Origin of the sequence: Acinetobacter lactucae, assembly GCF_013122135.1 — a bacterium.
Classification (GTDB): domain Bacteria; phylum Pseudomonadota; class Gammaproteobacteria; order Pseudomonadales; family Moraxellaceae; genus Acinetobacter; species Acinetobacter lactucae.
The window spans coordinates 1,186,385-1,212,028 of the sequence record NZ_CP053391.1; the positions used below are offsets into that span (position 1 = coordinate 1,186,385).

The window sequence follows — 25,644 nt, forward strand, 5'->3', positions numbered from 1 at the left end:
GATATTCTATGAAACGGTCAAACATTGCTTTAGCTATAACATTATCAATTTCAGCACTATTTCTCACAGCGTGTAATGACGATGATGATGACTACACAGGGATAGACACAAATAAAGCTTATGTCTCAGAAAGTAATTACGCGATTGATAAAGTTGATAATGCTTCAACGATCAAAGTAATGACTTATAACATGGCAAATGTTCAAGGAAAAACAGCAACTGCTACAGCAATGGTATTGTTTCCAAAAGCAACACAACCGAAAGATGGCTATCGGGTAGTGGTATGGGAACACGGAACTGTTGGGGTGGGTGACGGTTGTGCGCCAAGTAAAAATGCAATTAATCCGCGATTTAAAATCCTTGCTGAGTCTTTATTGGCAGCAGGTTATGTGATTGTGGCACCCGATTATGAAGGTTTAGGTACACAAGGGGTGCATCCGTACTTAAACTTATCTAGTGAGGCAAAATCAGCATTAGCTGCAGTTAAAGCAATAAAAGAACATTATGGTGCTCAGTTAAAAGGTGATTGGATGTCGATTGGTCAGTCTCAAGGGGGGCATGCATCTTTGGGTACTGCTGAATTTGCTAATACAGATGTAAGTTACAAAGGTGCAGTAGCAGGGGCGCCTGCTTCAAGTTTAGGAACAATCATTCAAATTTATATTGACCCTGCAATGAATCAAGATAGTAATTTTGCAGTTAGTAAGCTAGATCAGGCGATTACAGCGCGTAGACAGATTGATGCAGCGATTGCTGCAGGGCAAATGTCTCCAAATGATCCACTAGCACTTGCTGTACCTACAATTGATAAAACTGCAGAAGGATATGCCGAATTATTAGCATATGCAGCATTCGCAAGTGCAGGGATTAAAGCACAGCAACCAGACTATGACTTGAAGGCAATTTTTACATCGGGGGCAGCTGATATTGCAGAATTGGCTTATGGTCGTACAGGTGATGATGGTGCATGTTTAAGCTATCCTGTGCCTGATACTGCAAACGGCCTGCAAGAGAAATTTAAAGCGGGAATCTTAGCTTTCTTGGCTGACCCTACACATCAAATTACCCAGTACGGTATCGATCTGAATAAATTTAAAACAGATCAGGTCGTTCAAAACTTTTTAAAAGCGACTCAACCTGCTACCAATGCTACAGCCGAGAAAGTTATTAAAACGCCTGTATTTATTATTCAAGGTGAAAAAGATCAAGCAGTATTGCCAGTCGTTACACAAGGCTTATTTGCCAATATGAAAGCGAATGCTGTGAAACTCTTCCCACAAGCAGGCTACGATAAGGGTTATAAACTAACTATTGTACCGAATGCAACTCATACACAAGCAATCATATGTGAAAATGCCAATGCTGTAGATTTCATTCAAGCTAATATGTCGGCAGGTACAGGTATTGTGCTAACTGATGCTCAAAAAGATGCCAGCCAAAGTCCACATTGCACAGGTAAATTCTAAAATTTATTTGTTTAATTTGAAATTAGTTTAAAAAAAGAGCCACTTTATAGCGGCTCTTTTTTGTTATATTGTTACGCGGTCTGAAATTGATACTATCTGAGTTTAAAGCGTTTATGAGCCAGCAACCTGTTGAAAAAAAATCTGTTCCTTGGTTATTAATGGGATTAGGCTTACTCATACCTTTTCTGATTATAGGAATTCTTTTCTTTGCTGCAAAAAGTGATGCGAAGAATAAAAAACAATACGAACAGCAGCGTTTAGAAATGGCAAAAAGAATCGCTGAAAAAGAAGCTGCAAATTCTGAAACGAAATAGCTTATTAATGAATATCCTTTTGTAATTGGCGTACGGTAGGAATATTCGTGTAGCGCTTTACAAGGTAGCCTGCCTCAGTGAGCATTTGATCACGAACACGGTCTTCTTCTACTTTTTCAAGATGGGTAGGGTCATCTAGCTCAATAATGGCCATTACTTCCATCTTGTCGTTTAGCACGACAAAGTCAGTAACTTTACGATTGAACTGACTACGAATTTTATAGTCATTACTGGTAATTAAAGCGCTAAAAGCCACTTGTGCTAACACATGATAATTTGGAAAACTTTGTTTTAAACGGATGAACATTTGAGTTTCAAAGTTTGTAATGACAGGACGAGCAAAGAATTTTTGTTTTGGAAATAAATAAGGACGTAAGCAAACAAGAAGAAAAATACAGGTGCTTACGCAACCTAAAACAATAAAAAATAAGTGACTCGATTCGAACATGGTAAGCATCATACAAATAAAAACCCACTCAAAATGAGTGGGTTTTTAAAAATCTTGGCTCTCCCACCTGGGCTCGAACCAGGGACCTGCGGATTAACAGTCCGTCGCTCTACCGACTGAGCTATGGGAGAATCTGGAAAAGGATTTTAGGCAGGAAAGGGGGCTGGGTCAAGCCTTAATAGCAGAATTAGAGAGAATATCTAATCATTTGTTCTAAAAATATTCGAATCGTTGATTTTATTAAAAATAATAAAAGTATTAAATGATAAAAAAGAAAAAGCCCACAATAAATGCGGGCTTTTAGAATCTTGGCTCTCCCACCTGGGCTCGAACCAGGGACCTGCGGATTAACAGTCCGTCGCTCTACCGACTGAGCTATGGGAGATTAGTAGATGGCTCTCCAACCTGGGCTCGAACCAGGGACCTGCGGATTAACAGTCCGTCGCTCTACCGACTGAGCTATTGGAGAATCTGATGCGCATTTTATGGATGAAATCTAAAACCGTCAATAAGAATATTAAAGAAAATGAATCGTTTGCTTGATTAATATGCTTTTGTTGTATTAAAAATAAAAAAACCACCCAAAACAGGGTGGTTTTTCATAAAGAAATAAAATTATTTCTCTACGCCTGCTGGTTGACCTGCAAGTTTTGCATTTGCATAGTCCCAGTTCACAAGGCTTTCTAAGAAAGTTGCGATGTATTTAGGACGTAAGTTACGGAAATCGATGTAGTAAGCGTGTTCCCATACGTCAATTGTTAATACAGCAATTTGACCATGTGCAAGTGGAGTGTCTGCATTAGAAGTTTTAGTAATAGAAAGTTTACCATTTACTTCATCAGCAACTAACCAAGCCCAACCTGAACCGAATTGAGTTGTTGCAGCAGCAGTAAATTCTTCTGCAAATTTTTCGTAGCTACCAAAAGCTTCGTCAATTTTAGCAGCGATTGCGCCAGTAGGCTTACCACCACCGTTTGGCTTCATAGAATTCCAATAGAATGTGTGGTTCCAAACTTGAGCAGCATTGTTGAAAATACCAGCTTTAGATGCATCACCAGCAGTTGCTTGGATGATTTCTTCTAAAGTTTTACCTTCAAGGTCAGTCCCTTTGATTAAGTTGTTTAAGTTAACAACATAGGTATTGTGGTGTTTATCGTGATGGTATTCTAAAGTTTCTTTACTAATATGTGGCGCTAAATCATCATAGCCATATGGAAGTGCAGGTAAAGTAATGGTTGTCATGTTCCTATTCCTTGCATTTGCTGGGTTATACAATTAAGTGGCTCTATTGTAAATGATTCTGTTACCAATAGGGCATCGTTTTAAAGAACTATACACAATAAAGATCTAATTAATACGCATAACACAGATTGAAAAAAAGACTTAATTAAATCGGATTATTCAATTCAAAATATTCAGTTTCAATTGAAAACTGTTTTGAGATCGCTTGTGCCAAACGCTGAACTCCATAACGCTCAGTTGCATGGTGACCACAGGCAAAATAATGAACACCTAACTCTTTTGCTTCATAAAAAGTTCGTTCACTGACTTCACCTGAGATATAAGCATCACAATTTTGCAAAGCCGCTTTAGCAATAAAATCTTGAGCCCCACCTGTGCAGAAGCCCACTTTTTGAATGCTTTGTTTTTCTGCTGGCAAATGAATGACCTTAAAATCAAAACTGTTTTGTAGTTTTGCTTTAAATTCATCAACAGAAAGCGCTTGTTCTAAATAACCAATATTGCCAATTGGATGTTTCTCGGCTAAATCGAGTGGTTCTAAATTCTGCAAGTCTAGTTTTTCTGCAATAGCTACATTGTTGCCCAAAGTTGGGTGGGCATCTAAAGGTAGGTGGTAAGCGACTAATGAAATATTATTTTGAATGAGTTTTTTAATGCGGTTGCCGCGCATTCCTGTAATTGGGTACGGTTCGCCTTTCCAAAAGTAACCATGATGTACGAGTAATAGATCTGCATTTTGAGCAATTGCTGCATCAATCGCATCTTCGGAAGCAGTAACCGCACAAACGATACGCTTTACTTCAGTTGAACCTTCAATTTGCAGGCCATTAGGTGCGTAATCTTTAAATTCTGCTGTTTTTAAGGTTTGGTCGCACCACTGAATAATTTCATGCAAATTCGCCATGATATTTCCTGAATTGATTAGTAAATAATTGCTAAAGCTATAGAAACATATTTTGTTGTGTAACTAAAGCTAGACAAATCTTTTTTGACTTTTTTATGTATATCGACATATTTAATTTAAAATGCTTAACTGAAAAGTCTTTTTGTTCAATATATTAATTTAATTAAAAACTTCTTTGCGTAGAGGATATGAACGTGCGCCGCACCTTTACATGGTTACCTTGGGTGTTACTTATTATTGTAATTGCCAGTTTTATTGCATGGCAAAAATACCATCAGCCGAAACCAACTGTTGCAGTTGATGGGGTGCAAATGCCTGCTGAGAAAGTTGAACCATTGGTTGATACTTCACGAACGGGCGGGGTGGTATCTTATAGCGCTGCGGTAAAAGTTGCAGCTCCAGCCGTTGTTAATATTTTTACGACCCAGAAAGTTAAACAAAATCATCCATTATTAAGTGATCCTGTTTTCCGCGAATTTTTTGGAAATCAGGTTCCTGAACAACAACAGCAAAATGAAAATAGCTTAGGCTCTGGGGTTATTGTACGAGCTGACGGTTATATTCTTACGAATAATCATGTGATTGCTCAAGCTGATCAAATTGTAGTGGCCTTACATGATGGACGTCGTGCAGAAGCAACGATTGTGGGAACAGACCCTGATACTGATTTAGCTGTAATTAAAATCGATCTAGATAAATTACCTGTATTGCCATTTAAGCTAAGTGGTAATGAAGTAGGTGATGTCGTCTTAGCAATCGGTAACCCATTTGGCGTTGGACAAACGGTAACTCAGGGTATTATTTCGGCGACTGAACGTTCTGATTTAGGTATTAATACCTATGAAGACTTTATTCAAACAGATGCTGCAATTAACCCAGGTAACTCTGGTGGAGCATTAATTGATGTTGCTGGGAATTTAATTGGTGTAAATACGGCTATTTTTTCTCAGTCAGGTGGTTCTTTAGGTATTGGTTTTGCTATTCCTGCTAAAGTTTGCCAGCAAGTTTTAAACTCAATTTTGAAAGATGGTCGTGTCGTGCGTGGATGGTTAGGTATTAGTTTACTACCGCCTACCCAAGAAGATGTGTTAGCACCGAAACAGCAAATTGGGGTTGTGGTTGCAGATGTCTTGAAAAATGGTCCCGCTGCATCAGCAGGAATTAAGATTGGTGATAAAATTATTCAGGTGAATAATCAGGCAATCACTTCGGCATCTCATTTGATCAATTATGTCGCATTACAAGCGCCTAATAGCGAAATTAATGTCATGGTTGAGCGAGATGGGAAGCAACAAAACTTTGTGGTAACAGTTGGCGAAAGAAAAAACCAAAATACTCAATCACAATTTATACCACTGCCTAAACAGTAAAGATAAAAAAGCCTCTTAGTGAGGCTTTTTTATTAGCTTTAATTAAGAATGAGAGGGTGCTTGATGTTGATGTTTAAACTCAGTTAAAGCATCAATGCGGTACTGAATTAGCATCTCACCAATCTCAGCACCTTTAATATTCTCAGGTAAATCCTGAACTTTAATAGAGCGAACGATTTGCATCGCATCTAACATGTACTGAGCTTGAGGGTAAGGCCGATCTTCTAAACCTAATCTTCCTTTAGCATCACATTCACATGCTTGTACAAAAGCTTCCACTCTTTCAGGGCGGCGCAATACATCTAGGCGCTGTAATAGACGCCATACAGTTCCAGGTTTTAACGACATAATCTGATGACATTTTAGATGTTCTTTACATACTGATAAGGCCAACTGTCGAGTTTGAGTTGGAACTTTTAAACGTTCACATAGCTCGGTAACGGGTTTCACTCCACGTTCTTCATGCATGATATGGCGAGGAAGTTCATTAACTGGAGTTAATGCTTTACCCAAATCATGCACTAACACAGCAAATCTAACATCAAGTGAATAGTTTGATTTACAAGCTTGCTGTAACGACATTAAGGTGTGTATGCCGCAGTCCACTTCTGGATGATATTCAGGGCGCTGCGGTACACCAAACAATGCATCAATTTCAGGGAAAAGATGTTTTAAGGCGCCACAATCACGTAATGTTTGGAAATAAATATCTGCGTGATCTTCTAAAAGTGCACGTGAAGTCTCTTTCCATACGCGTTCTGGTGTTAATGCATCAAGTTCACCTGACTCGGCCATTGTTTGCATGAGTTCTAAGGTTTCAGGTGCAATATGAAAACCATATGAAGAATAACGCGCTGCAAAGCGTGCAACACGTAAAACACGTAAAGGATCTTCAGCAAAAGCTTCTGAAACATGACGTAAAGTTTTATTTTCTAAATCTGTTTGACCGCCATATGGGTCATATAGTTTGCCATCCTGATCCATTGCTATGGCATTGATGGTTAAATCACGGCGGATTAAATCTTCTTCTAAACTTACTGTGGTATCTGTAAAAAATTGAAAGCCGTGGTAGCCATTACCAGATTTTCTTTCAGTACGTGCAAGTGCATATTCTTCTTTCGTTTCAGGATGAAGAAACACAGGAAAATCTCTGCCTACAGGTTGAAAACCTTGGGCGAGCATGTGTTCCGGCGTTGCACCGACCACAACATAATCTTTTTCTTGATAGGGGTGCCCAAGTAAAAAATCACGGACGGCACCGCCTACTAAATACACTTGCATGAAAAAACCTCTATTCTTCAAGCAATCATGCTACAGAATAGAGGTTTTCTCAAGTCATTAGAGATGCTTTTCGTAAAAAGCAGTTTCTAAATTACTTTTCTTGTTGTTGGATTTCAGCAACAGTTAAAGCAGTCATATTGATAAGACGACGAGTTGTTGCAGTCGGAGTTAAAATATGAACAGGTTTTGCTGCACCAAGCAAAATTGGGCCAATCGTAACGTTGTTACCAGAAGTCGCTTTCAACAAGTTAAATGAAATATTTGCTGCATCTAGGTTTGGCATAATGAGCAAGTTTGCTGAACCTTTGAAACGTGAACCAGGGAATGCAAATTGACGAATGTTTTCGTCTAATGCTGCATCACCGTGCATTTCACCTTCAACTTCAAGCTCAGGAGCTTGCTCAGATAAAATACGATAAACTTCACGCATTTTTTGAGCACTTGAGTCAGTCTGGTCACTACCAAAGCTTGAATGAGAAAGTAGGGCTACACGTGGAGTAATACCAAAACGACGTACTTCTTCAGCTGCTAAAATAGTCATTTCAGCAAGTTGTTCAGCAGTCGGGTTTGTATTTACGTAGGTATCTGCAATAAACAAATTACGATCTTCAAGCATTAATGCATTTAAGGTGAAGAAGTTATTCATACCTTCTTTCAGGCCAATCACATTGCGTACAAAGTCAAGGTGAATGTTATAGCTACTGTAAGTACCACATAACATACCGTCTGCCTTACCGAATTTAACCAGTAAAGATGCAATTAAAGTTGAACGGCGACGAGCTTCGCGTTGAGCATATTCAACAGTAATGCCTTTGCGTTGCATGGTTTGATAGTAGTCTTTCCAAAACTCTTCATACATCGGGTTTTGTTCTTGATCTACAATCTCAATATTTACGCCGTGTTGTAAACGCAAGCCTAATTTTTTGATGTTAGCTTCAATTACAGCAGTACGACCAACTAAAATTGGTTTAGCTAAATCTTCATCAACTGCAATTTGCACTGCACGTAATACGCGCTCATCTTCACCTTCAGCATATGCAATGCGTTTAGGATCAGTTTTTGCTTGAGCAAAAATCGGTTTCATCAAGAATGCAGAGTTATAAACAAACTCAGATAATTTTTGACGGTATGCAGAGAAATCTTCGATCGGACGAGTTGCAACACCTGAATCCATTGCAGCTTTAGCAACCGCAGGAGCAATCTCTAAAATTAAACGTTGGTCAAGTGGACGTGGAATTAAATAGTCACGGCCAAATGAAGCAGATTTTTCACCATAAGTAGCTGCATCAGCTTCTACGTGTGCCATACGTGCAATTGCATGTACACATGCAATTTTCATGTCTTCATTAATCGTCGTTGCGCCAACGTCAAGTGCACCACGGAAAATGTAAGGGAAACATAATGCGTTGTTTACTTGGTTTGGATAGTCAGAACGACCTGTTGCCATGATCACATCAGGACGTACTTCATGTGCATGTTCAGGTAAAATTTCTGGATCTGGGTTTGCCAAAGCAAAAATAATAGGGTTCTCAGCCATCTGTTTCACCATTTCTTTGGTGAGAATACCAGCAGCAGAAAGACCCAAGAACATATCAGCACCAGCCATTACTTCATGTAACTGAGTCGCTTTAATGTCTTGAACATAACGCTTTTTCGATTCATCCAAGCCTTCACGTGAAGTAGTGAGTAGACCGCGAGAATCGGCAACAATGATATTTTCTTTATTTACACCTAAAGCACAAAGCAAGTCTAAACAAGAAAGGGCAGCAGCACCTGCACCTGACGCTACAATTTTGATTTCATCAATTTTCTTATTTACAAGTTGCAATGCATTGAGCAAAGCTGAACCTACAATAATACTTGTACCGTGTTGATCATCATGGAATACAGGGATTTTCATGCGTTCACGAAGTTTCTTTTCGATATAGAAACATTCTGGCGCTTTAATATCTTCGAGGTTAATACCACCGAAAGTTGGCTCAAGAGAGGCAACAATATCTACAATTTTATCTGGATCGTTTTCTGCAATTTCAATGTCAAATACGTCAACACCAGCAAACTTCTTGAATAGAACGCCTTTACCTTCCATTACAGGTTTAGAAGCTAATGGTCCAATATTACCTAAACCAAGAACAGCTGTACCGTTACTGACTACAGCAACCAAGTTTCCGCGAGCTGTATATTTCGCAGCAGCTGATGGATCACGTTCAATCTCTAAACATGGCGCAGCAACTCCTGGTGAGTAGGCTAGAGCCAAATCTCGTTGGTTGACAAGTTGCTTACTTGGGGTGACGCTGATTTTCCCTGGGTTTGGATATTCATGGTAATTTAAAGCGGCCTGTTTTAAAGATTGATCGTCCATCTGAGTCTCTATTTGATACAAAAAAGCAAACTAGTCAAATTGCTCATTTAGGGAGAGGCAACTCTGCTCTTTAACTATGCTTTAATTTTTACCAATTAAGAGAATAGTAGACGAATTGCCAATAGCCCCGTGGTGAGCTAAATGCTAAAGAATATAACACTACTTCTTTATTTCTCACAGTCAAAAACGCTCATTTTTGGAAAAAGCAGCATGGGTAAAATAGATGACTGAAACAGTTAAGAAATGTGTGGATTTGTTTGTAGATAAGGGATGACCTGCTCGGCAGGGATAGGGCGACTAAAGAAATAGCCTTGTAAAAAATCACATTGTTGTTTTTGTAGATAGGTCACCTGCTCTTTTGTTTCTACACCTTCTGCAACCAGTTTAAGTCCCATACTTTTACCCATCGCAATCATCGCATTAACAATTGCTTCTTGTTTGTGGTCACCAATTTTAGAAATAAAAGCACGATCAATTTTTAATACATCAATTGGGTACTCAGTCAGGTACGCCAAAGAAGAATAACCCGTACCAAAGTCATCTAGGGCAATAGAAATATCTCGTTGTTTTATAGAGTGTAATAGTTTTTTTACATTGTCAGTGTTGTCTAAAAGGGCTGATTCAGTAATTTCAAGTTCGAGATCTGAACCCTGTATATTATATTTTTGCAAAACTTCATCTAGATCATTGAGTAATAAGCCTCTATGTATTTGTTGTGCAACAATATTTACCGAGACTTGAATATTGATATAACCTGCGTTTTTCCATTCTTGTAATTGCTTTCCAACTTTATCTAAAACAACTTTACCAATGTCTGAAATTAGGCTACTACGCTCAGCAAAAGGTATAAACATATTCGGCATGACTAATCCTTTTTCGGGATGTTGCCAACGAATGAGTGCTTCAAAACCAATAATGGATTGGTCATGTAAACTAATTTTAGGTTGGTAATAAACTACAAATTCATTATTTTGAATGGCTTTGCGTAATTCTTGTTCTAAATCGGCAGTTTTATAAGGATGATCTGTTTTATTGCAGTAATAAGAAATGGTATTGCCCCCTAAACGTTTTGCCTCTGAAAGTGCTTGTTCTGCATGATTGTTGAGATGGTCAATTTGTCTGCCATGTTCAGGGAAGCATGCCACTCCGATAGAAGCGGTAATAAAATATTCCTGATTATCAATATAAAATGGTGCGTTTAACGCTTGCAAAATATTTTGGCAATATTGCTCAATATTTGGATGGATTGGTGAAATTTCATAAATAATTGCGAAATCATCGCTATTTAAATAGGCGACTAAAATTGCGTTGATATTAATTAAGCGTAATCTTTGTGCGAACTGTTTAAGTAATTCATCACCACTATCATTATTTAAAAATTCATTGAAAGCTCGGAAACGGTCAATGTTTACCCGTATTAAAGCTAAACTTTTAATGTTATATGAGGGATTTACAAGATATTGGTGTAATTGATTGTAATAGTAAAGACGGTTAGGTAAGTGGGTGAGACTATCATAATTTTTTAAATAAGATAGGTGTTGCTCTTGTCGTTTTTGTTCAGTGAGATCGCGTGCAAATCCAATATAATTGGTGATTTGATTGAACTCATCTTTGACTACATTGATATGCAACCATAAATATGCGCTTTTGCCAGAATTAAACTTTTCGTCAAACTGCCCCATGTATTCTCCTGTCTCGAGGAGTTGTTGCTTTATTGATGTATGAAACTGTTGTTGTAATTCTTTTTGATTAATTGTAATGCTAAATAACTCTTTATTCAAAAGTTCTGATTTAGAAAATCCGGTTAATTTTTCATAGTAAGGATTAATATCAATATAATTTAGGTGTTCATCTAAAATAAATATTCCTTCAGCAGCTTGCTCGAGCACAATTGCAGATAGTCTTAGATGTTCTTGATCCTTCTTCTCTTGATGTATATCTCTGGTCATTCCAACCATGCGAAGCGCTTTTTGTGTTTTAGGATCTCGCGTAATGACGCGGCCTACATCATGAATCCATCGCCAAGAACCATCTCGGCGTAAAATCCGAAAGTTGATATTAAAATGATCTGTAATACCTTCTAAATGTTGTTTTAAGCGTTCGTCAAAAAGCTTTTTATCACTTGGATGGATTCGATCTAATATTGTATTGAGATGAATAACGGCGGTCTGACTTTGTTTTTGCTGATCAAAAAACGTAATTTCTAACTTTTGATTTTCAATATCCCAATCCCAAGGCCGGATACCCGCAGTTTCATGTGCAAAAGCTAAATTGTAGTGATGGCTTTCGAGTTGTTCATTCATTTTAGTGAGATCATAAGTACGTTCACGTACTTTTTGCTCAAGTAAATGATTATTAAACTGCAGTTGGGCTTCAATATCTTTGGACTTATTCACTTCTTGTTGGAGTTGTACACATAGTTCTTCAGCCCATTGAGTATGTTGGTCTGAAATTTGAACAAGCTGTTTATTTTTTAATAATAGTTGAGAAATCTTTTGGTAATTACGTTGAGTTGCGTAGGCACAAAGTACAGTTGCTACAAAGGTGAGGTTATAGGCAAAATAAAATGGTAATTCAGTAATTGGGTTATGTGTGAATTGAGCGAACAGTAACGGCAAAGTACTGGGAATAAATAAGAGATAAAAGTATCGAGGTTGTTGTGTTAAAAACGTAAGTCCAATGATATGAGCTGAGGTAATAAATAAAGCAATTAAAATATGAGTATCTGGCAGTGCAACTAACTCTGGAGGAAGATAAAAATGAATAACCGTGACATTTATTCCAATTAAAATTCCTGAGAACAAACAAATACTTTGTAAGACACGATCTGCTTTTTTTGTGAAATCGATAGTACGATAGTGAGTTAAAATGTTTGGAATAAATAATAAGCAGATAAAAGAAGCGATGGTCAGTCCCATAGACCAGCTAAAAGGTGTTATTGAAGATGAAAAATAATAAGAAAAAATACCATATGAAATGAGGCACAATAATATCAGGCTAAACAAATACCAGCGTATATATTGAGTTGAAAGTTTTAGTTGTTCAATTTTTGTTTGATGCTGTAGATATTCTTCCTGAAGCCCAGACATAAGATTTTTCTATCCTATTTTTTTACATATATACAGAAAGAATCTGATTTATCAGTGAAAAAGAATTTGAAATTTTATTCATACAATAAAAGTAAATTAACTTTAAATCACGATTTAATCAATGTTCAGAGAACTTAGGTGGATAAAAATCGATAATTTAAGATAGACAAGGCAACAACTGGGGCTGTTTCTGTACGTAAAACACGGTCACCAATGCACCAGTTCACGAAACCAGCTCGATTGGCTTGGGTAATTTCATTTTCACTTAGCCCACCTTCTGGGCCAATTAATAGGGCAAGTTCAGGTTGTATCCCTGCCAATACATCTTTTTGTTCTTTTTCGGGAGCTAAAACAAATTTAGATTGAGGAAGTTTAGGAGAACTTAACCATTCATGAAGGGAAATAGGTGCTAACACTTCTGGGACTAAGTTCAAGCCACATTGTTCACATGCTGCAATTGCAACAGCTTGCCAATGATCTAATTTTTTTTGATCTCGATCGTATTTTAATCGCATTTCACAACGCTCACTGGTCAGTAATTGAATTTGGCTTACACCCAGTTCAGTGGCTTTCTGAATGGCATAATCCATTCGATCACCTTTACTCATGACCTGACCCAAGATAGCTTTAAAAGGTGCATTACGGTTTGCTGGATTAAAATTCTCAATCGTGACAAAGGCATTTTTTTTATTAATTTCGGTTAATGTTGCGAGATATTCGCCACCTTGTCCATTAAATAGAGTTGCTTGTTCTTGTAGTTGTGCACGTAAAACACGCACCCAATGATGGAATACTGATTCTATCAGTTGAATTGTTGAGCCAACTGTAAGTTCAGTTTCGATAAAAAAACGGTTCATTGGGTACGCCTTACAAAATTAATTTAAACCAAGATCAACAACGAGTTGACGAGTTGGTTCGATTTGATTCATTGAATAGAAGTGCAAGCTTGGTGCGCCACCTGCAATGAGGCGTTCACATAGCTTAACAACAACGTCATGACCGAAAGCTTTAATACTTTCACTGTCATCGCCATAGGCTTGTAATTGTTTACGAATCCAGCGAGGAATTTCAGCACCAGTACCGTCTGCAAAGCGAATTAAGTTGCTTGCATTGGTAATTGGCATGATGCCCGGAGCCACTGGAATGTTAATTCCAGCTTTCTCTAAACGCTCTATAAAATAAAAATATGAATCTGGATTGAAGAAGAATTGAGTAATTCCTGCATTGGCCCCAGCTTGTACTTTTTCAATAAAACGTTGGATATCTGAATCAAGGTCTTCAGCTTGAGGATGCATTTCTGGATAAGCTGCAACTTCAATATGAAAATGATCACCTGAGTGTTCACGAATAAAACGTACTAAATCCTGTGCGTAAGGAAGTTCCCCAAGTCCAACCTGACCAGAGGGTAAATCACCGCGTAAAGCAACAATACGGTTAATGCCTTGAGCTTTATATAAATCCAGTAACTCAGCAATGCGAGCTTTATCATCACCAATACAAGAAAGGTGAGGTGCAACTGGCGTACCTTTACCGTTAAAATCTTCAATAGCGGCAAGAGTACGTTCGCGAGTAGAACCACCAGCCCCATAAGTAATTGAGAAAAACTCAGGGTTTAATAGCTGTAATTCTTGGTGAACAATACGAAGTTTTTCAGCACCAGCATCAGTTTTTGGCGGAAAAAACTCAAAAGAAATAGGTGTACGTCTAGTCATGTCAAATCCTTGTAAACAGCGAAACATTTTAGAAAAAAGGGCAGTCGGTTCACCGTCTGCCCTTAAATTCTTAGTATTTGTAAGCGTCAGACTTGAATGGTCCCTCAACAGCAACACCTAAGTAATCGGCTTGCTCTTGAGTTAACTGAGTAAGTACACCACCGAAACCTGCAACCATTGCAGCAGCAACTTCTTCGTCAAGTTTCTTAGGAAGAACTTCTACGCGAATTTTTGCAGCTTTTTCATTTGCAGGAAGGTCAGCAAATTTCTCTTGGAATAAGTGAATTTGACCTAAGACTTGGTTGGCAAAAGAACCGTCCATCACACGTGATGGATGACCAGTTGCATTACCAAGGTTTACAAGGCGACCTTCAGAAAGAAGAATAAGGTAGTTGTTTTCGTCTTCTGAACGATAAACTTGGTGAACTTGTGGCTTAACTTCAACCCACTTGTAACCACGTAAATAAGCCGTGTCGATTTCTGTGTCGAAGTGACCAATGTTACATACAACTGCGCCAGCTTTTAAGCTATCTAACATCGCTGCATCACACACGTGGTAGTTACCAGTAGTGGTTACAACAAGGTCAGTGTTGCCAAGAAGATCCTGGTTAATATCTTCTTTTTTGCCTGTTTGCACGCCGTTTTTGTATGGAGATACAACTTCATAGCCGTCCATACATGCTTGCATTGCACAAATTGGGTCAACTTCAGTTACACGAACGATCATGCCTTCTTGACGTAAAGATTGAGCAGAACCTTTACCTACGTCACCATAACCAACTACAAGCGCACGGCGGCCAGACAAAAGCATGTCAGTTGCACGTTTGATTGCGTCATTTAATGAGTGGCGGCAACCGTATTTGTTGTCGTTTTTAGATTTAGTAACAGAGTCATTTACGTTGATTGCAGGAACTTTCAAAGAACCGTCTTTCCACATTTCGATAAGACGTTGAACACCTGTAGTTGTTTCTTCGGTAATACCGTGAATACGTTCTAAAAGAGCAGGGTATTTTTCATGAACAAGAGCAGTTAAGTCACCACCATCGTCCAAGATCATGTTGGCATCCCAAGGTTGACCATTTACATTGATCTGTTGTTCTAAGCACCACACATATTCTTCTTCAGTTTCGCCTTTCCAAGCAAAAACTGGAATACCGCGAGCAGCAATTGCAGCAGCAGCATGATCTTGAGTCGAGAAAATGTTACATGATGTCCAGCGTACTTCAGCACCTAATTCAACAAGCGTTTCAATAAGAACCGCTGTTTGAATGGTCATATGAATACAACCAAGAATTTTTGCGCCAGCAAGTGGTTTAGACGCTGCATAGCGTTTACGTAAGCCAATCAAAGCTGGCATTTCTGCTTCAGCAAGTTTGATTTCTTTACGGCCGTAGTCAGCAAGAGAGATGTCAGCAACTTTGTAATCTGTAAATGAAGCATTAACCGCGTTCATTACGATCTCCTTAATTAAAAATAAAAATTGATCATTATGTTCGCGGATGCCGTTGTTGGTTAAAACGAGTGTTTAACCGATTGTCGAGCCTGGCAAACTGATCTTTAGTGCCGATCATTTGTCGCAGCATCCCTCGACTAGCGGAACATTGTACTTGGAAAAGCTTTTAGTGCCAATCCAGTTTTGTTTATTATCTGCCTAATTATCCTTATAGATTCAAATTATGGCAGTAAATATTCCCCAAGTTCTAGCAAACCTCGAAGCAAACTGTGGTGTTTTTGCCGTTTGGATGGTACTTCAACATCATGGGGTACAAATTGATGTTGCTGAGTTGATTAAAGTTTGCCGACACGACGAAGGGGGCACCTATACGATTGCCTTAGCTGTTGCATTAAAGAAACTAGGATTTCAAGTGTCATTTCATTCAGATGAAGATCCTAATATTAGCCCTAGCGAACGAATGAGCTATAAAGAAGCAAAGGTATTAAAAATACCGACAGGACCCGCACTGAGCTATCAAGATATTCAAGCGGCGATTCAAAACGGAAAAATGGTGATTGTCTATTACGATACTTTAGCAGGGGTCGGAAATCAGTCACTTATCTATTCTATTGACTCAAATGAAATCTGCTTTTTTGATAGTTTTGAACCGATGTCAGTAACTGTTTTTGAAAAGCAACGTCAACTAGATGGGATTTGTCGTCAGGCTATCGTGATTGATGATCGTAATTTTCAGATGCATTCAACCAAAGTGAGTTAGATTAAAAAGAGCCAGTAGACTGGCTCATTTGCAATTATTTTTGTTGATATTCTTGAATCACTTCTAAAGCAGCACGAAAAGCTTCTTGAGTAGCGGGTGCGCCGCAATATGGCAGACTATGCAATAAAGTTTCTTGAATCTCTTCAACTGTACAGCCATTGTTGAGTGCACCACGAACATGGCCTTTGAGTTCGGTTGGTGATTTGAGTGCAGTTAACATTGCCAAAGTAATTAATGAACGATATTTACGTGGTAGCACACCTTCACGTTGCCAAGTCGATCCCCATGCATGTTCATTAATCCAGTCTTGTAAAGGCTGGGTAAAGGGTACGGTATTTTCTTGGGCACGTTTTACAAAAGCTTCTCCCATCACTTCTGTGCGTACTTTTAATCCATTTTCGTAATCTTGTTTAGACATTAATTTCTCCTAAAAATAAAAGCGTCGATTGACGCTTTTATGGCTATTTATTAATTAATGCGAATCAAACATGATTGCAATAGTGAATTAGTGGAGGCATCAGTCACTAAATTTGATGAGGGTTCGATAAAGGAAGATCTTTATTTAAATCTTCATCAAATACATCTGTAAGCATGCTGTCGAATCTAATTGCGTTGTATTGCAATAATTGTTGAGCTTCACTTTCAGAAATAAAACCTTCTTTTATTGCTTGTTCAATATTTTCTTCAAAAGTAAGTCCTGTAAATTTACCTTTGGATTCAGCTTTTTTAAACTTATCCCAAAGCGGTTCAAGTGTTCGTAGAATTTGGAAGGTGTGTTCTAAACGACCAGTCACATCATCGGCTTTGGTTGAATAAAATACGTGATGTTTAAGCTGCTCTCTAAAAGGATGCTCTTGCATCATGAGTTCAGCGACTTGTTGTTTTAACTCATCATCTGGTTTTGAAATGACACGACCAAAAGGGAAGCAGATCCATTTTACAAATGCTGCAGGAAGTTTAGCTGGGAAGTTTTCAAATAATCCCCAAAATGCTTCCTGAATATTCAAGAAAGCTTTTTGTAGTGCTAATTTAGCGTGAAGTTGCTCGGCTTCAGTTTTTTGTCCAGCTTCATAAAATTTTAAAATCGCAGTAGAAATAAAGAGATGCGCATGAATATCAGCCAAGCGGCCTGATAACATTTCTTTGCGCTTTAAATCCCCTGCAAGTAAACCAAGAGACATATCCGAAACAAGTGCGAAGTTGGCACTAAAACGGTTAATCGTTTTATAGTAACTTGTGGTGAATTGATCTGCTGACTGAGGCGCATCGCTTGAGCCACCTGTCCAACCATAAGCAAATGATCTAGCACCGCGGTTAAAGGTATAGGCTAAATGTTTAAATAACAAATCATCGAATTTTTTGACTGAGTTTTTTTTATCTTCAGATTGAAGGAGTTGTAACTCTTCAAATAGATAAGGATGACAACGCATTGAGCCTTGACCAAAAATCATCAACGAACGGGTCAAAATATTTGCACCTTCTACCGTAATAGCAATTGGAATTGCTTGATAGGTAAGGGCAAGGAAATTACGTGGCCCAAGTTGAATTGCACGTCCTCCAGCTATATCCATTCCGTGATTGACCACTTTACGCATCGTTTCAGTTGCATAATATTTTGCCATGGCAGTCATCACGGCAGGTGTTCCACCTTGGTTTAGGCCACATGTCACTAAATAACGGAATGCTTCAAGCATATAGGCATCGCTGGCAATTTCACTGGTCGCTTCTTGCACGCCTTCAAATTTACCTACTGAAATATTGAACTGTTGACGAATTTTCGCAAAAGCACCAATGGTTAAATAGCTCATTTCACCTGCTGCTGTTGCTAAAGCTGGAAGGGAAATACCACGGCCAACGCCTAAGCATTCCATCAGCATACGCCAGCCTTTACCGGCATTTTCTTGACCACCAATAATCCAATCGATAGGAATGAAAACATCTTCACCCTCTACTGTTCCATTCATAAATGGAGAGCCCGGATAATGACGTGCTCCTATTTTTACACCTGCATGACTGGCAGGAATGAGGGCACAGGTAATACCGTACTCTGTTTTATTTTTATCGCCGAGTAAGCTGTCTGGGTCATAAAGTTTAAATGCAAGACCTACTACTGTGGCAATTGGCGCAAGGGTAATCCAGCGTTTAGAGAAATTCATGCGCAGTCCAAGAACTTGAGCACCTTCATATTCGCCGTAGCAAACAACGCCCGAATCTGGAATGGCACCAGCATCTGAACCCGCTTCTGGACTGGTTAAACCAAAACATGGAATTTCTTCACCTTTGGCAAGGCCCGGTAAATATTGTTGCTTTTGAGCATCTGTACCGTAATGCATGAGTAGCTCACCCGGTCCTAATGAGTTAGGAACCATACAGCTCACAGCAGTGGTGAGTGAGCGTGAAGCAATTTTGCTCATAATACGGCTTTGGGCAAATGAGCTAAATTCTTTACCTCCAAACGACTTTGGAATAATGAGACCTAAAAAACCTTTGTCTTTAATAAATTGCCAAACTTCAGGTGGTAGATCTTTTAAGTGATGATGAATTTCCCACTCATCTAGCATGCTGCAAAGTAGCTCAACTTCATTGTCGATAAAACTTTGTTCTTCTGCTGACAACGTTGGGTAGGGATATTTCTCAAATTGCGACCAATCAGGTGCCCCCATAAACAATTCTTTTTCCCACCAACTGGTACCTGCTTCTAAAGCTTCTTGTTCAGTCGTGCTGATGCTTGGCATTGAGTTTGCTAATGTTTTATATGCAGGTTTGGTAATCAGGTTAAAGCGTAATGGTGCAAATAAAATAATGATACTAAGGGCAATGAGAGGGATACCTAAAATGAGAGCCCATGGCGTTAATAGGAGTGCAGTAAATATTGCTACAGCAATCGTAATAACACTGCCAATGGTTCTGTTTAGATTAAAAAAGAAAATTGCCCATATTGAAAAAAGCTGAATGACAATGCTTAAAACAAAGAGTAGGAAAATCATACTTGCTCCTTGCTAGATAAGCCCTCAAGTTAGAAGTTGCGAAAAAGCGAGGAGAGATTTAAGGCTTAACTAGCTAATTTTTAATGCTGTTTGAATTTAATTTTTTATGTCGCAATTGATGTATATGCTAGAGCAGGGATATATCGTTCTTTTAGGTATAAGATATTTTTAAGTGAAAGTGTAATGGCTTGTTTTATCGATTTGTCAAGAAATGTTATTGATTTTCTTATACAAATAAAAAGCCCTCTGAGGTAGAGGGCTTTCGTAGATATTTAACTTTTAAGCTTCGACAACTTGAACGGCAATTTTTTTAGCTGGATCTACTTTACGACGAACTTCTGGTACTGGTTCACCGTGGTATTGACGATCAGCAAAATAACTTGAGCGAACCATTGGTGCAGACCAAATATTTCTAAAGCCAAGTTTACGGCCATGCTCTGCATAACGTTCGAACTCTTCTGGCGTTACAAAGCGGTCAATTGGTGCATGTTGTTTAGATGGCTGTAAATATTGACCAATAGTCACATAGTCAACATCGTGAGCACGTAAGTCATCAAGCAAGGCAATAACTTCTTCTTCAGTTTCACCAATACCCACCATCAAACCACATTTCGTTGGAATGTCTGGGCAATATTCTTTAAACATTTTTAATAAGTTTAAAGAGTGTTGATAGTCTGAACCTGGGCGCATTGCTTTATATAGACGTGGCACAGTCTCGATGTTGTGGTTAAATACGTCAGGCGGACATTCAGTCATAATGCGTAAAGCAATGTCCATACGTCCACGGAAATCTGGTACCAAAATCTCAAGCAATGTATTTGGGCTTAGTGCGCGCGCTTCTTTGATACAGTCCACAAAGTGTTGTGCACCACCATCAAGTAAGTCATCACGGTCAACCGAAGTAATTACTGCATACTTAAGTTTAAGATTAGCAATTGTCTCTGCCATATGGCGAGGTTCATCTGCATCGAGTGCATTTGGACGACCATGTGCAACATCACAGAAAGGGCAACGACGTGTACAAATATCACCCATGATCATGAATGTTGCTGTACCACCACCAAAACATTCTGGCAGGTTTGGACAAGCAGCTTCTTCACAAACGGTATGGAGTTTTTGAGCACGTAAAGTGGTTTTAATACGCTGAACTTCTTCTGGTGCCGTCATCTTGACACGAATCCAGTCAGGTTTACGCGGCACTTCAACCGTAGGTACAACTTTTACAGGAATTCTTGCGACTTTTTCTGCGCCACGAAGTTTTACACCCTGTTCAGGTTTACGGTGTTCTGACATATTTAACTTTTCCACTCGTTTATAGAGACATTGACATTGTATTATAGCGAACTTCTGTGGTTAATAGCGGAAAATAACTATTCATATAATAAATGTGGTTATTCAGAAATATAGGGTTGAGAAATACATAAATTCACCGCATATTAGCCATAATTTATTATAAAATATGGTCATTCAAGTGAGGAAGGAGCTTTCAATGCCACGTAAAAAAGAGGTCGTTAGTGGGAATTTCGTTAAATACGATGCGGTAGTTCTCGGTTCTGGACCTGCAGGTGAAGGCGCGGCAATGAAGCTTGCAAAAGCGGGTAAGCGTGTTGCAATTGTAGATGTACGTGATCAACTCGGTGGTAACTGTGCACACGTAGGTACTATTCCAAGTAAAGCATTGCGTCAAACAGTTTCTAGTATTATTCGCTACCAGCGTGATCCAATGTTTCAAAAAGTAGGTGAATGGAAACAATTTACCATGAAACAGGTGTTGCGTAATGCACATAAAGTGATTCAACAACAAGTTGATACGCACACACGTTTTTACGATCGCAACAAAATCGGCGTATTTCATGGCCGTGCATATATTCAAGATAAAAATACAGTTTTAGTTTTTAGCCATGAAGGCATTAAAGAAACCATTATTTGTAAACAAATCGTGATTGCGACAGGTAGCCGTCCTTATCATCCGCAAGGTCTAGACTTTGATCACCCTCGCGTATTCGATTCGGACAAAATCCTTGATCTTGATTACTCAATTCAAAAAATCATTATTTACGGCGCAGGCGTTATTGGCTGTGAATATGCCTCAATCTTTATTGGTCTAGATCATAAAGTTGACTTGATCAATACTCAGCAAAAACTCTTAAGCTATTTAGATGATGAAATTGCTGATGCTTTGTCTTATCACTTACGTGAACAAGGCGTATTAATTCGCCACAATGAACAAATGGATCACCTAGAAACGTTTGATGACCATGTTGTGTTACATCTACAAAGTGGTAAAAAGATTAAAGCCGATGCGATTCTTTGGTGTAACGGTCGTTCAGGAAACACAGAAGGTTTAGGTCTTGAGAACGTTGGCTTAGTTCCAAACAATCGCGGTCAGCTTTCAGTAAATGATCAGTACCAAACCGAAGTTGAAAATATCTATGCTGCTGGTGATGTGATTGGTTGGCCATCACTTGCTTCTGCTGCTTATGACCAAGGGCGCTGTGCGGGCGCAAACATGAGTGGTGAAGATGCGAAGCCAGTACGTGATATCCCGACGGGTATCTATACCATTCCGGAAATCTCATCAATTGGTAAAAATGAACAGGAATTAACGGAAGAGAAAATTCCGTATGAAGTGGGTCAAGCTTCTTTCCGTCATTTGGCTCGTGCACAAATTACTGGTGATACAGTAGGTGAGTTAAAAATTCTTTTCCATCGCGACACTATGGAAATTTTGGGTATTCACTGTTTTGGTAATAATGCTGCCGAAATTATCCACATTGGGCAAGCAGTTATGCACAGTCCAAACAATACTCTGAAATATTTCGTTGAAACGACCTTTAACTATCCAACAATGGCTGAAGCATACCGTGTAGCTGCACTTAATGGTATGAACCGTTTGTTTTGATTTTAAATAAGTTTTCCATAAAAAAGCCCGCAAACTTGCGGGCTTTTTTATTTTCATTAGACCATAGGTTTTTTATATTTTTATGACAATTCACAGTATGCGTCTGACTGCTTAGATTTCTAGTGAGCACAAAATGCTTGATTAAAATATACAAATAAATCAGGAGTTTGTTTCCATAAAATGATTGAACAGGCCAGCAGGGTAATCACAAGCAAAGTCATAATTGTTTTCAAAAGTAAGGCATTATGCGTCATGAATAACAGCCTCCTCATTTACAAAGAAATGTACGATTACCCCTAATATACTCAAAGCTATTGAACATAGCCAAATCGCATTGTAATTACCTGTTAAGTCATGGTTAACACCGCCGAGCCAACCGCCAAAGAAAGAGCCGACTTGATGAGTGAAAAACACAATACCACTGAGCATTGAAAGGTATTTAACGCCAAACATATTTGCCACAATGCCGTTTGTGAGAGGAACTGTAGAGAGCCATAGTAGCCCCATAATGACGCCAAAAGCATATACCGTATAAGTGCTTAGAGGTAATAGTAAAAAGGCAATGATTGCGATGCCACGGCTACCGTAAAGTGCCATTAATAATTTAGGTTTTGAGAATCGATCTCCCAGCCAACCTGCTCCATAAGTTCCCACAATATTAAATAACCCAACTAAAGCAAGAAATACGGTACCAGTAGCTGCATCAAAGCCGTGGTCAATTAAATAGCCAGGTAAATGCACACCCAAGAATACAACTTGGAATCCACATACTAAAAAGCCTAAAGCTAACCACCAGAAGGGCTTATGTTTTCTGGCAATATTCAGTACTTGTTTAAAGGTGAGCTGAGGTTGTGCAATTGCTTTTGGTGTTTGAGTGCTAGGGCCTTTTAACATCCAAGCCAAGGGAATGATAAGAGCAATTAATAGCGCACTTACCATTAAAGCTGCTGACCATCCCACTGTTTTAAGTAAGAGGAGAGTGGAAGGTAGCATAATAAACTGACCAAAAGAGCCTGCTGCACTAGCAATACCCATTGCCATACTTCTTTTTTCTGGAGGAGCAGCTCGGCCTACTGCACTAAGTAATACCGTGAAAGAAGTTGCTGATAAAGCCAAACCAATAATAAGACCTAGGCTCAAATTCAAAATGAGTACACTTGAGCTAAAAGCCATTAAGAGTAAACCTAGGGTATAAAGTAGTCCGCCAACAGCAACTACAATTTTGCTGCCATACTTATCTGCGATTGCTCCAGTAAAAGGTTGAACCGCACCCCAGATTAGATTTTGCATGGCGATTGCTAGACTAAAAACATGTTGTCCCCAGCCAAACTCATGGCTCATGGGTACAAGGTAAAGACCGAAACCATGTCGTACACCCAAAGAAAGTGCCAGAATAATTGCACTGCCAATCAGCATGTAGATGAGTGACTGAGAAAATTGATTACCAGTTTTAGTCATGAGTAATGGAAAATTATAATAATATGATCATTTATTGTAGAAGATATATCGAACAATATCGATATAGCTGAGGGAATATTTAAGCAAAATTAAAAAGTTCTTAAGACGTATATTGCGTTATAAGGACAGTAAAGAAGCAGACATCATTTTGATCTCTGCTTCTTGTAGAAATTAAGCTGCAGAATTACGTTCAAGTAATGCTTGTTCAAAAAGGACTTGTTCCTTTTCTTTATGTTCAGTTGTAAAGCGAATCAAAATTACGCTACAGCCAGCTACGATAACTAATCCACCTAAAATAAATAGACAGGTTTGAATATCTAGTACACCTTTTAATAAGAAGCCTGCTGCAACAGCACCAACGTTACCACCCGCACCAATAATGCCTGCAACACCACCTAATGCATTACGATCAATAAATGGCACGAGAGCATATGTCGCACCACAAGCCATGTGTGTAAACAGTGCAAAAATCGTCATGGAAATAATTGCAAGGGTAACCACATTCATTTGAGAGAAGAGTAGTAAGAACAAACCTTCACCCAAAATCATAAGCACCAGTACTTTAGTACGGCCATCCAACCCTTTTTTGAGTGCGACTTTATCAGAAATAATACCGCCAAGTGCACGAGCAAATAATGCAAGAAGACCAAATATTCCTGCAGTTAGACCAGCAGTTTTTAAATCCATTTTGAAATGATCAACATAATACATAGCTGCAACGTTATGGATAAAAATTTCGATTCCGAAACATGCTCCGTAAGCCACAAATAAAATCCAGACACGGTAGTTACGAGCAGCTTGCATTAAAATTGCCATGCCACCTTTTTTACCACTACCAACTTCAATGCCTTGTGCGCGAACTTCTTTAAAGTTTCCTTGAGGGCAGTCTTGGGTGAGTTTCCAGTAAAGAATACCCACAATGACCATCATGATGCCCGGTACGATTAATGCAACACGCCAGCCCATAGTTTGCTCGACACCGAACATGACAATTGCACCGAGTAATAAAGGCATGAGAGCTTGGGTTGCACCTCCACCAGCGTTACCCCAACCAGCAGCAGCTGCATTTGCTGTGCCTACAACATTAGGCGCGAACATAATGCTTGTGTGATATTGCGTAATTACAAAGCTTGCACCAATTGCACCAATAAGTAAGCGGAAAAAAAGGAAAGACTCATAACTGTTTGCAGCTGCTACACCAAATACTGGAATACTACCTAATAGTAATAGTGCAGTGTAGGTGATGCGTGGACCATATTTATCACAAAGTGGACCGACGGCGAGTCGTACTAAAATCGTAATCGCAACGGCAGCAATATTAATATTAGCAATTTGATCTTTGGTTAAGCCGAACTCACCTTTAATCACTGGCATGAGTGGAGCGCAGGCAAACCATGCGAAGAAGCACACAAAGAATGCGAGCCAAGTCATATGGAAGGCACGCATCGCTGGAGTAGAAAAACTGAATAATTTAATCTCAGTTGCTTTTTTTGCATCTAGATTGATATTTGAAGACATACGCCGTCCCCCTGAACTGAACGAAATTTTAATTTGCATGGCAAGTTATTGCCTATCTGCATACCGATCAGAGCGGACATCATTGGCCGTCTTGGTTTATTCATTGAATCAACGTTGACTCATCTTGCTATGAATAAAGCAAAGCTTGTGCCAAAAAAATAATTTTACTAAAAAGAAAAAATTAGTGTTTAATTTTCCTAATTTAGTTTCTCTATCTAAAAAATGGATACAAAAATAAAATTGGAGAATAAGAAAGGGCGAAAGTTAAATTTATCAATATTGTTATTAAAAAATGCTCATTTTTTTAGCATTTTGATTTAAAAAGAAGCAAAGTGTAGATGAGCTTAGATTAAAGAAAGCTATAAAAACGTGCATAAG

Annotated in this window: 19 protein-coding genes and 3 tRNA genes; 5 read left to right on the forward strand and 17 right to left on the reverse strand. The window is 38.8% G+C overall.

Annotated features, from left to right (window positions below; all coding sequences use genetic code 11):
- Positions 1 to 8: 8 nt before the first annotated feature.
- Positions 9 to 1,466, forward strand: coding sequence for a lipase family protein (locus HLV59_RS05485; protein ID WP_061875715.1), 1,458 nt, complete (start codon positions 9 to 11; stop codon positions 1,464 to 1,466).
- A 113-nt stretch (positions 1,467 to 1,579) separates the two neighbouring features.
- Complete coding sequence (locus tag HLV59_RS05490; RefSeq protein WP_061875716.1) at positions 1,580 to 1,780, forward strand: hypothetical protein; 201 nt, start codon at positions 1,580 to 1,582, stop codon at positions 1,778 to 1,780.
- 4 nt (positions 1,781 to 1,784) lie between these two features.
- On the opposite strand, the gene HLV59_RS05495 is transcribed toward HLV59_RS05490, so the two are convergent.
- From HLV59_RS05495 to HLV59_RS05520, 6 genes are all read right to left on the reverse strand, one after another.
- Positions 1,785 to 2,228 (reverse strand): DUF2726 domain-containing protein, encoded by a 444-nt coding sequence (locus HLV59_RS05495; protein WP_025470673.1) that lies wholly within the window; start codon positions 2,226 to 2,228, stop codon positions 1,785 to 1,787.
- Between the two features lie 55 nt (positions 2,229 to 2,283).
- Positions 2,284 to 2,359, reverse strand: a tRNA-Asn gene (locus HLV59_RS05500).
- Between the two features lie 178 nt (positions 2,360 to 2,537).
- Positions 2,538 to 2,613: transfer RNA gene (locus HLV59_RS05505), tRNA-Asn, on the reverse strand.
- Between the two features lie 8 nt (positions 2,614 to 2,621).
- Positions 2,622 to 2,697, reverse strand: a tRNA-Asn gene (locus HLV59_RS05510).
- 146 nt (positions 2,698 to 2,843) lie between these two features.
- The gene (locus tag HLV59_RS05515) at positions 2,844 to 3,470 is read right to left on the reverse strand and encodes a superoxide dismutase (protein WP_016145941.1); all 627 of its coding nucleotides are present in this window, start codon (positions 3,468 to 3,470) and stop codon (positions 2,844 to 2,846) included.
- Between the two features lie 145 nt (positions 3,471 to 3,615).
- Positions 3,616 to 4,374 carry a Nif3-like dinuclear metal center hexameric protein gene (locus tag HLV59_RS05520; protein ID WP_061875717.1) on the reverse strand — a complete coding sequence of 253 codons (759 nt, stop codon included), beginning with the start codon at positions 4,372 to 4,374 and terminating at the stop codon, positions 3,616 to 3,618.
- Positions 4,375 to 4,568: 194 nt separating this feature from the next.
- On the opposite strand from HLV59_RS05520, the gene HLV59_RS05525 reads away from it, so the two are divergent.
- Positions 4,569 to 5,744, forward strand: a complete 1,176-nt coding sequence (locus tag HLV59_RS05525; RefSeq protein ID WP_031948946.1) for a S1C family serine protease — start codon at positions 4,569 to 4,571, stop codon at positions 5,742 to 5,744.
- Between the two features lie 42 nt (positions 5,745 to 5,786).
- Here the strand turns inward: HLV59_RS05525 and HLV59_RS05530 are convergent, their stop codons facing one another.
- From HLV59_RS05530 to ahcY, 6 genes are all read right to left on the reverse strand, one after another.
- Positions 5,787 to 7,025 carry a multifunctional CCA addition/repair protein gene (locus tag HLV59_RS05530; protein WP_171429496.1) on the reverse strand — a complete coding sequence of 413 codons (1,239 nt, stop codon included), beginning with the start codon at positions 7,023 to 7,025 and terminating at the stop codon, positions 5,787 to 5,789.
- A gap of 91 nt (positions 7,026 to 7,116) precedes the next feature.
- Positions 7,117 to 9,387, reverse strand: coding sequence for an NADP-dependent malic enzyme (locus tag HLV59_RS05535; RefSeq protein WP_002118176.1), 2,271 nt, complete (start codon positions 9,385 to 9,387; stop codon positions 7,117 to 7,119).
- 236 nt (positions 9,388 to 9,623) lie between these two features.
- Positions 9,624 to 12,476, reverse strand: coding sequence for a GGDEF domain-containing phosphodiesterase (locus HLV59_RS05540; protein WP_171429497.1), 2,853 nt, complete (start codon positions 12,474 to 12,476; stop codon positions 9,624 to 9,626).
- 134 nt (positions 12,477 to 12,610) lie between these two features.
- Positions 12,611 to 13,333, reverse strand: a complete 723-nt coding sequence (locus HLV59_RS05545) for a 16S rRNA (uracil(1498)-N(3))-methyltransferase (protein WP_171429498.1) — start codon at positions 13,331 to 13,333, stop codon at positions 12,611 to 12,613.
- Positions 13,334 to 13,351: 18 nt separating this feature from the next.
- Positions 13,352 to 14,188: a methylenetetrahydrofolate reductase [NAD(P)H] gene (metF, locus tag HLV59_RS05550; protein ID WP_016145935.1), complete on the reverse strand. Its 837-nt coding sequence runs from the start codon at positions 14,186 to 14,188 to the stop codon at positions 13,352 to 13,354.
- A gap of 70 nt (positions 14,189 to 14,258) precedes the next feature.
- Complete coding sequence (ahcY, locus tag HLV59_RS05555) at positions 14,259 to 15,641, reverse strand: adenosylhomocysteinase (protein ID WP_033847673.1); 1,383 nt, start codon at positions 15,639 to 15,641, stop codon at positions 14,259 to 14,261.
- 223 nt (positions 15,642 to 15,864) lie between these two features.
- On the opposite strand from ahcY, the gene HLV59_RS05560 reads away from it, so the two are divergent.
- A complete protein-coding gene (locus HLV59_RS05560; protein WP_031948941.1) occupies positions 15,865 to 16,401 on the forward strand; it encodes a cysteine peptidase family C39 domain-containing protein in 537 nt (178 codons plus the stop codon).
- Between the two features lie 34 nt (positions 16,402 to 16,435).
- Here the strand turns inward: HLV59_RS05560 and HLV59_RS05565 are convergent, their stop codons facing one another.
- The 3 genes from HLV59_RS05565 to lipA form a co-directional block, all read right to left on the reverse strand.
- On the reverse strand, positions 16,436 to 16,819 hold the full coding sequence (locus tag HLV59_RS05565) for a carboxymuconolactone decarboxylase family protein (RefSeq protein WP_000043120.1): 384 nt from the start codon (positions 16,817 to 16,819) through the stop codon (positions 16,436 to 16,438).
- A gap of 106 nt (positions 16,820 to 16,925) precedes the next feature.
- On the reverse strand, positions 16,926 to 19,388 hold the full coding sequence (locus HLV59_RS05570) for an acyl-CoA dehydrogenase (protein WP_171429499.1): 2,463 nt from the start codon (positions 19,386 to 19,388) through the stop codon (positions 16,926 to 16,928).
- Positions 19,389 to 19,667: 279 nt separating this feature from the next.
- On the reverse strand, positions 19,668 to 20,681 hold the full coding sequence (gene lipA, locus HLV59_RS05575; protein ID WP_002118167.1) for a lipoyl synthase: 1,014 nt from the start codon (positions 20,679 to 20,681) through the stop codon (positions 19,668 to 19,670).
- A gap of 196 nt (positions 20,682 to 20,877) precedes the next feature.
- On the opposite strand from lipA, the gene sthA reads away from it, so the two are divergent.
- Complete coding sequence (gene sthA / locus HLV59_RS05580; RefSeq protein ID WP_002118117.1) at positions 20,878 to 22,290, forward strand: Si-specific NAD(P)(+) transhydrogenase; 1,413 nt, start codon at positions 20,878 to 20,880, stop codon at positions 22,288 to 22,290.
- A 243-nt stretch (positions 22,291 to 22,533) separates the two neighbouring features.
- Here the strand turns inward: sthA and HLV59_RS05585 are convergent, their stop codons facing one another.
- Positions 22,534 to 23,748, reverse strand: coding sequence for an MFS transporter (locus tag HLV59_RS05585; RefSeq protein WP_171429500.1), 1,215 nt, complete (start codon positions 23,746 to 23,748; stop codon positions 22,534 to 22,536).
- Between the two features lie 171 nt (positions 23,749 to 23,919).
- Positions 23,920 to 25,266 (reverse strand): MFS transporter, encoded by a 1,347-nt coding sequence (locus tag HLV59_RS05590; protein WP_171429501.1) that lies wholly within the window; start codon positions 25,264 to 25,266, stop codon positions 23,920 to 23,922.
- Positions 25,267 to 25,644 lie beyond the last annotated feature (378 nt).

What these genes read in the sequence shown, in the direction of transcription:
- HLV59_RS05485 (WP_061875715.1), top strand. Translation starts at nt 9, where the DNA reads ATGAAACGGTCAAACATTGCTTTAGCTATAACATTATCAATTTCAGCA.
- HLV59_RS05490 (WP_061875716.1), top strand. Translation starts at nt 1,580, where the DNA reads ATGAGCCAGCAACCTGTTGAAAAAAAATCTGTTCCTTGGTTATTAATG.
- HLV59_RS05495 (WP_025470673.1), bottom strand. Translation starts at nt 2,228, where the DNA reads ATGTTCGAATCGAGTCACTTATTTTTTATTGTTTTAGGTTGCGTAAGC.
- HLV59_RS05515 (WP_016145941.1), bottom strand. Translation starts at nt 3,470, where the DNA reads ATGACAACCATTACTTTACCTGCACTTCCATATGGCTATGATGATTTA.
- HLV59_RS05520 (WP_061875717.1), bottom strand. Translation starts at nt 4,374, where the DNA reads ATGGCGAATTTGCATGAAATTATTCAGTGGTGCGACCAAACCTTAAAA.
- HLV59_RS05530 (WP_171429496.1), bottom strand. Translation starts at nt 7,025, where the DNA reads ATGCAAGTGTATTTAGTAGGCGGTGCCGTCCGTGATTTTTTACTTGGG.
- HLV59_RS05535 (WP_002118176.1), bottom strand. Translation starts at nt 9,387, where the DNA reads ATGGACGATCAATCTTTAAAACAGGCCGCTTTAAATTACCATGAATAT.
- HLV59_RS05540 (WP_171429497.1), bottom strand. Translation starts at nt 12,476, where the DNA reads ATGTCTGGGCTTCAGGAAGAATATCTACAGCATCAAACAAAAATTGAA.
- HLV59_RS05545 (WP_171429498.1), bottom strand. Translation starts at nt 13,333, where the DNA reads ATGAACCGTTTTTTTATCGAAACTGAACTTACAGTTGGCTCAACAATT.
- metF (WP_016145935.1), bottom strand. Translation starts at nt 14,188, where the DNA reads ATGACTAGACGTACACCTATTTCTTTTGAGTTTTTTCCGCCAAAAACT.
- ahcY (WP_033847673.1), bottom strand. Translation starts at nt 15,641, where the DNA reads ATGAACGCGGTTAATGCTTCATTTACAGATTACAAAGTTGCTGACATC.
- HLV59_RS05560 (WP_031948941.1), top strand. Translation starts at nt 15,865, where the DNA reads ATGGCAGTAAATATTCCCCAAGTTCTAGCAAACCTCGAAGCAAACTGT.
- HLV59_RS05565 (WP_000043120.1), bottom strand. Translation starts at nt 16,819, where the DNA reads ATGTCTAAACAAGATTACGAAAATGGATTAAAAGTACGCACAGAAGTG.
- HLV59_RS05570 (WP_171429499.1), bottom strand. Translation starts at nt 19,388, where the DNA reads ATGATTTTCCTACTCTTTGTTTTAAGCATTGTCATTCAGCTTTTTTCA.
- lipA (WP_002118167.1), bottom strand. Translation starts at nt 20,681, where the DNA reads ATGTCAGAACACCGTAAACCTGAACAGGGTGTAAAACTTCGTGGCGCA.
- sthA (WP_002118117.1), top strand. Translation starts at nt 20,878, where the DNA reads ATGCCACGTAAAAAAGAGGTCGTTAGTGGGAATTTCGTTAAATACGAT.
- HLV59_RS05585 (WP_171429500.1), bottom strand. Translation starts at nt 23,748, where the DNA reads ATGACTAAAACTGGTAATCAATTTTCTCAGTCACTCATCTACATGCTG.
- HLV59_RS05590 (WP_171429501.1), bottom strand. Translation starts at nt 25,266, where the DNA reads ATGTCTTCAAATATCAATCTAGATGCAAAAAAAGCAACTGAGATTAAA.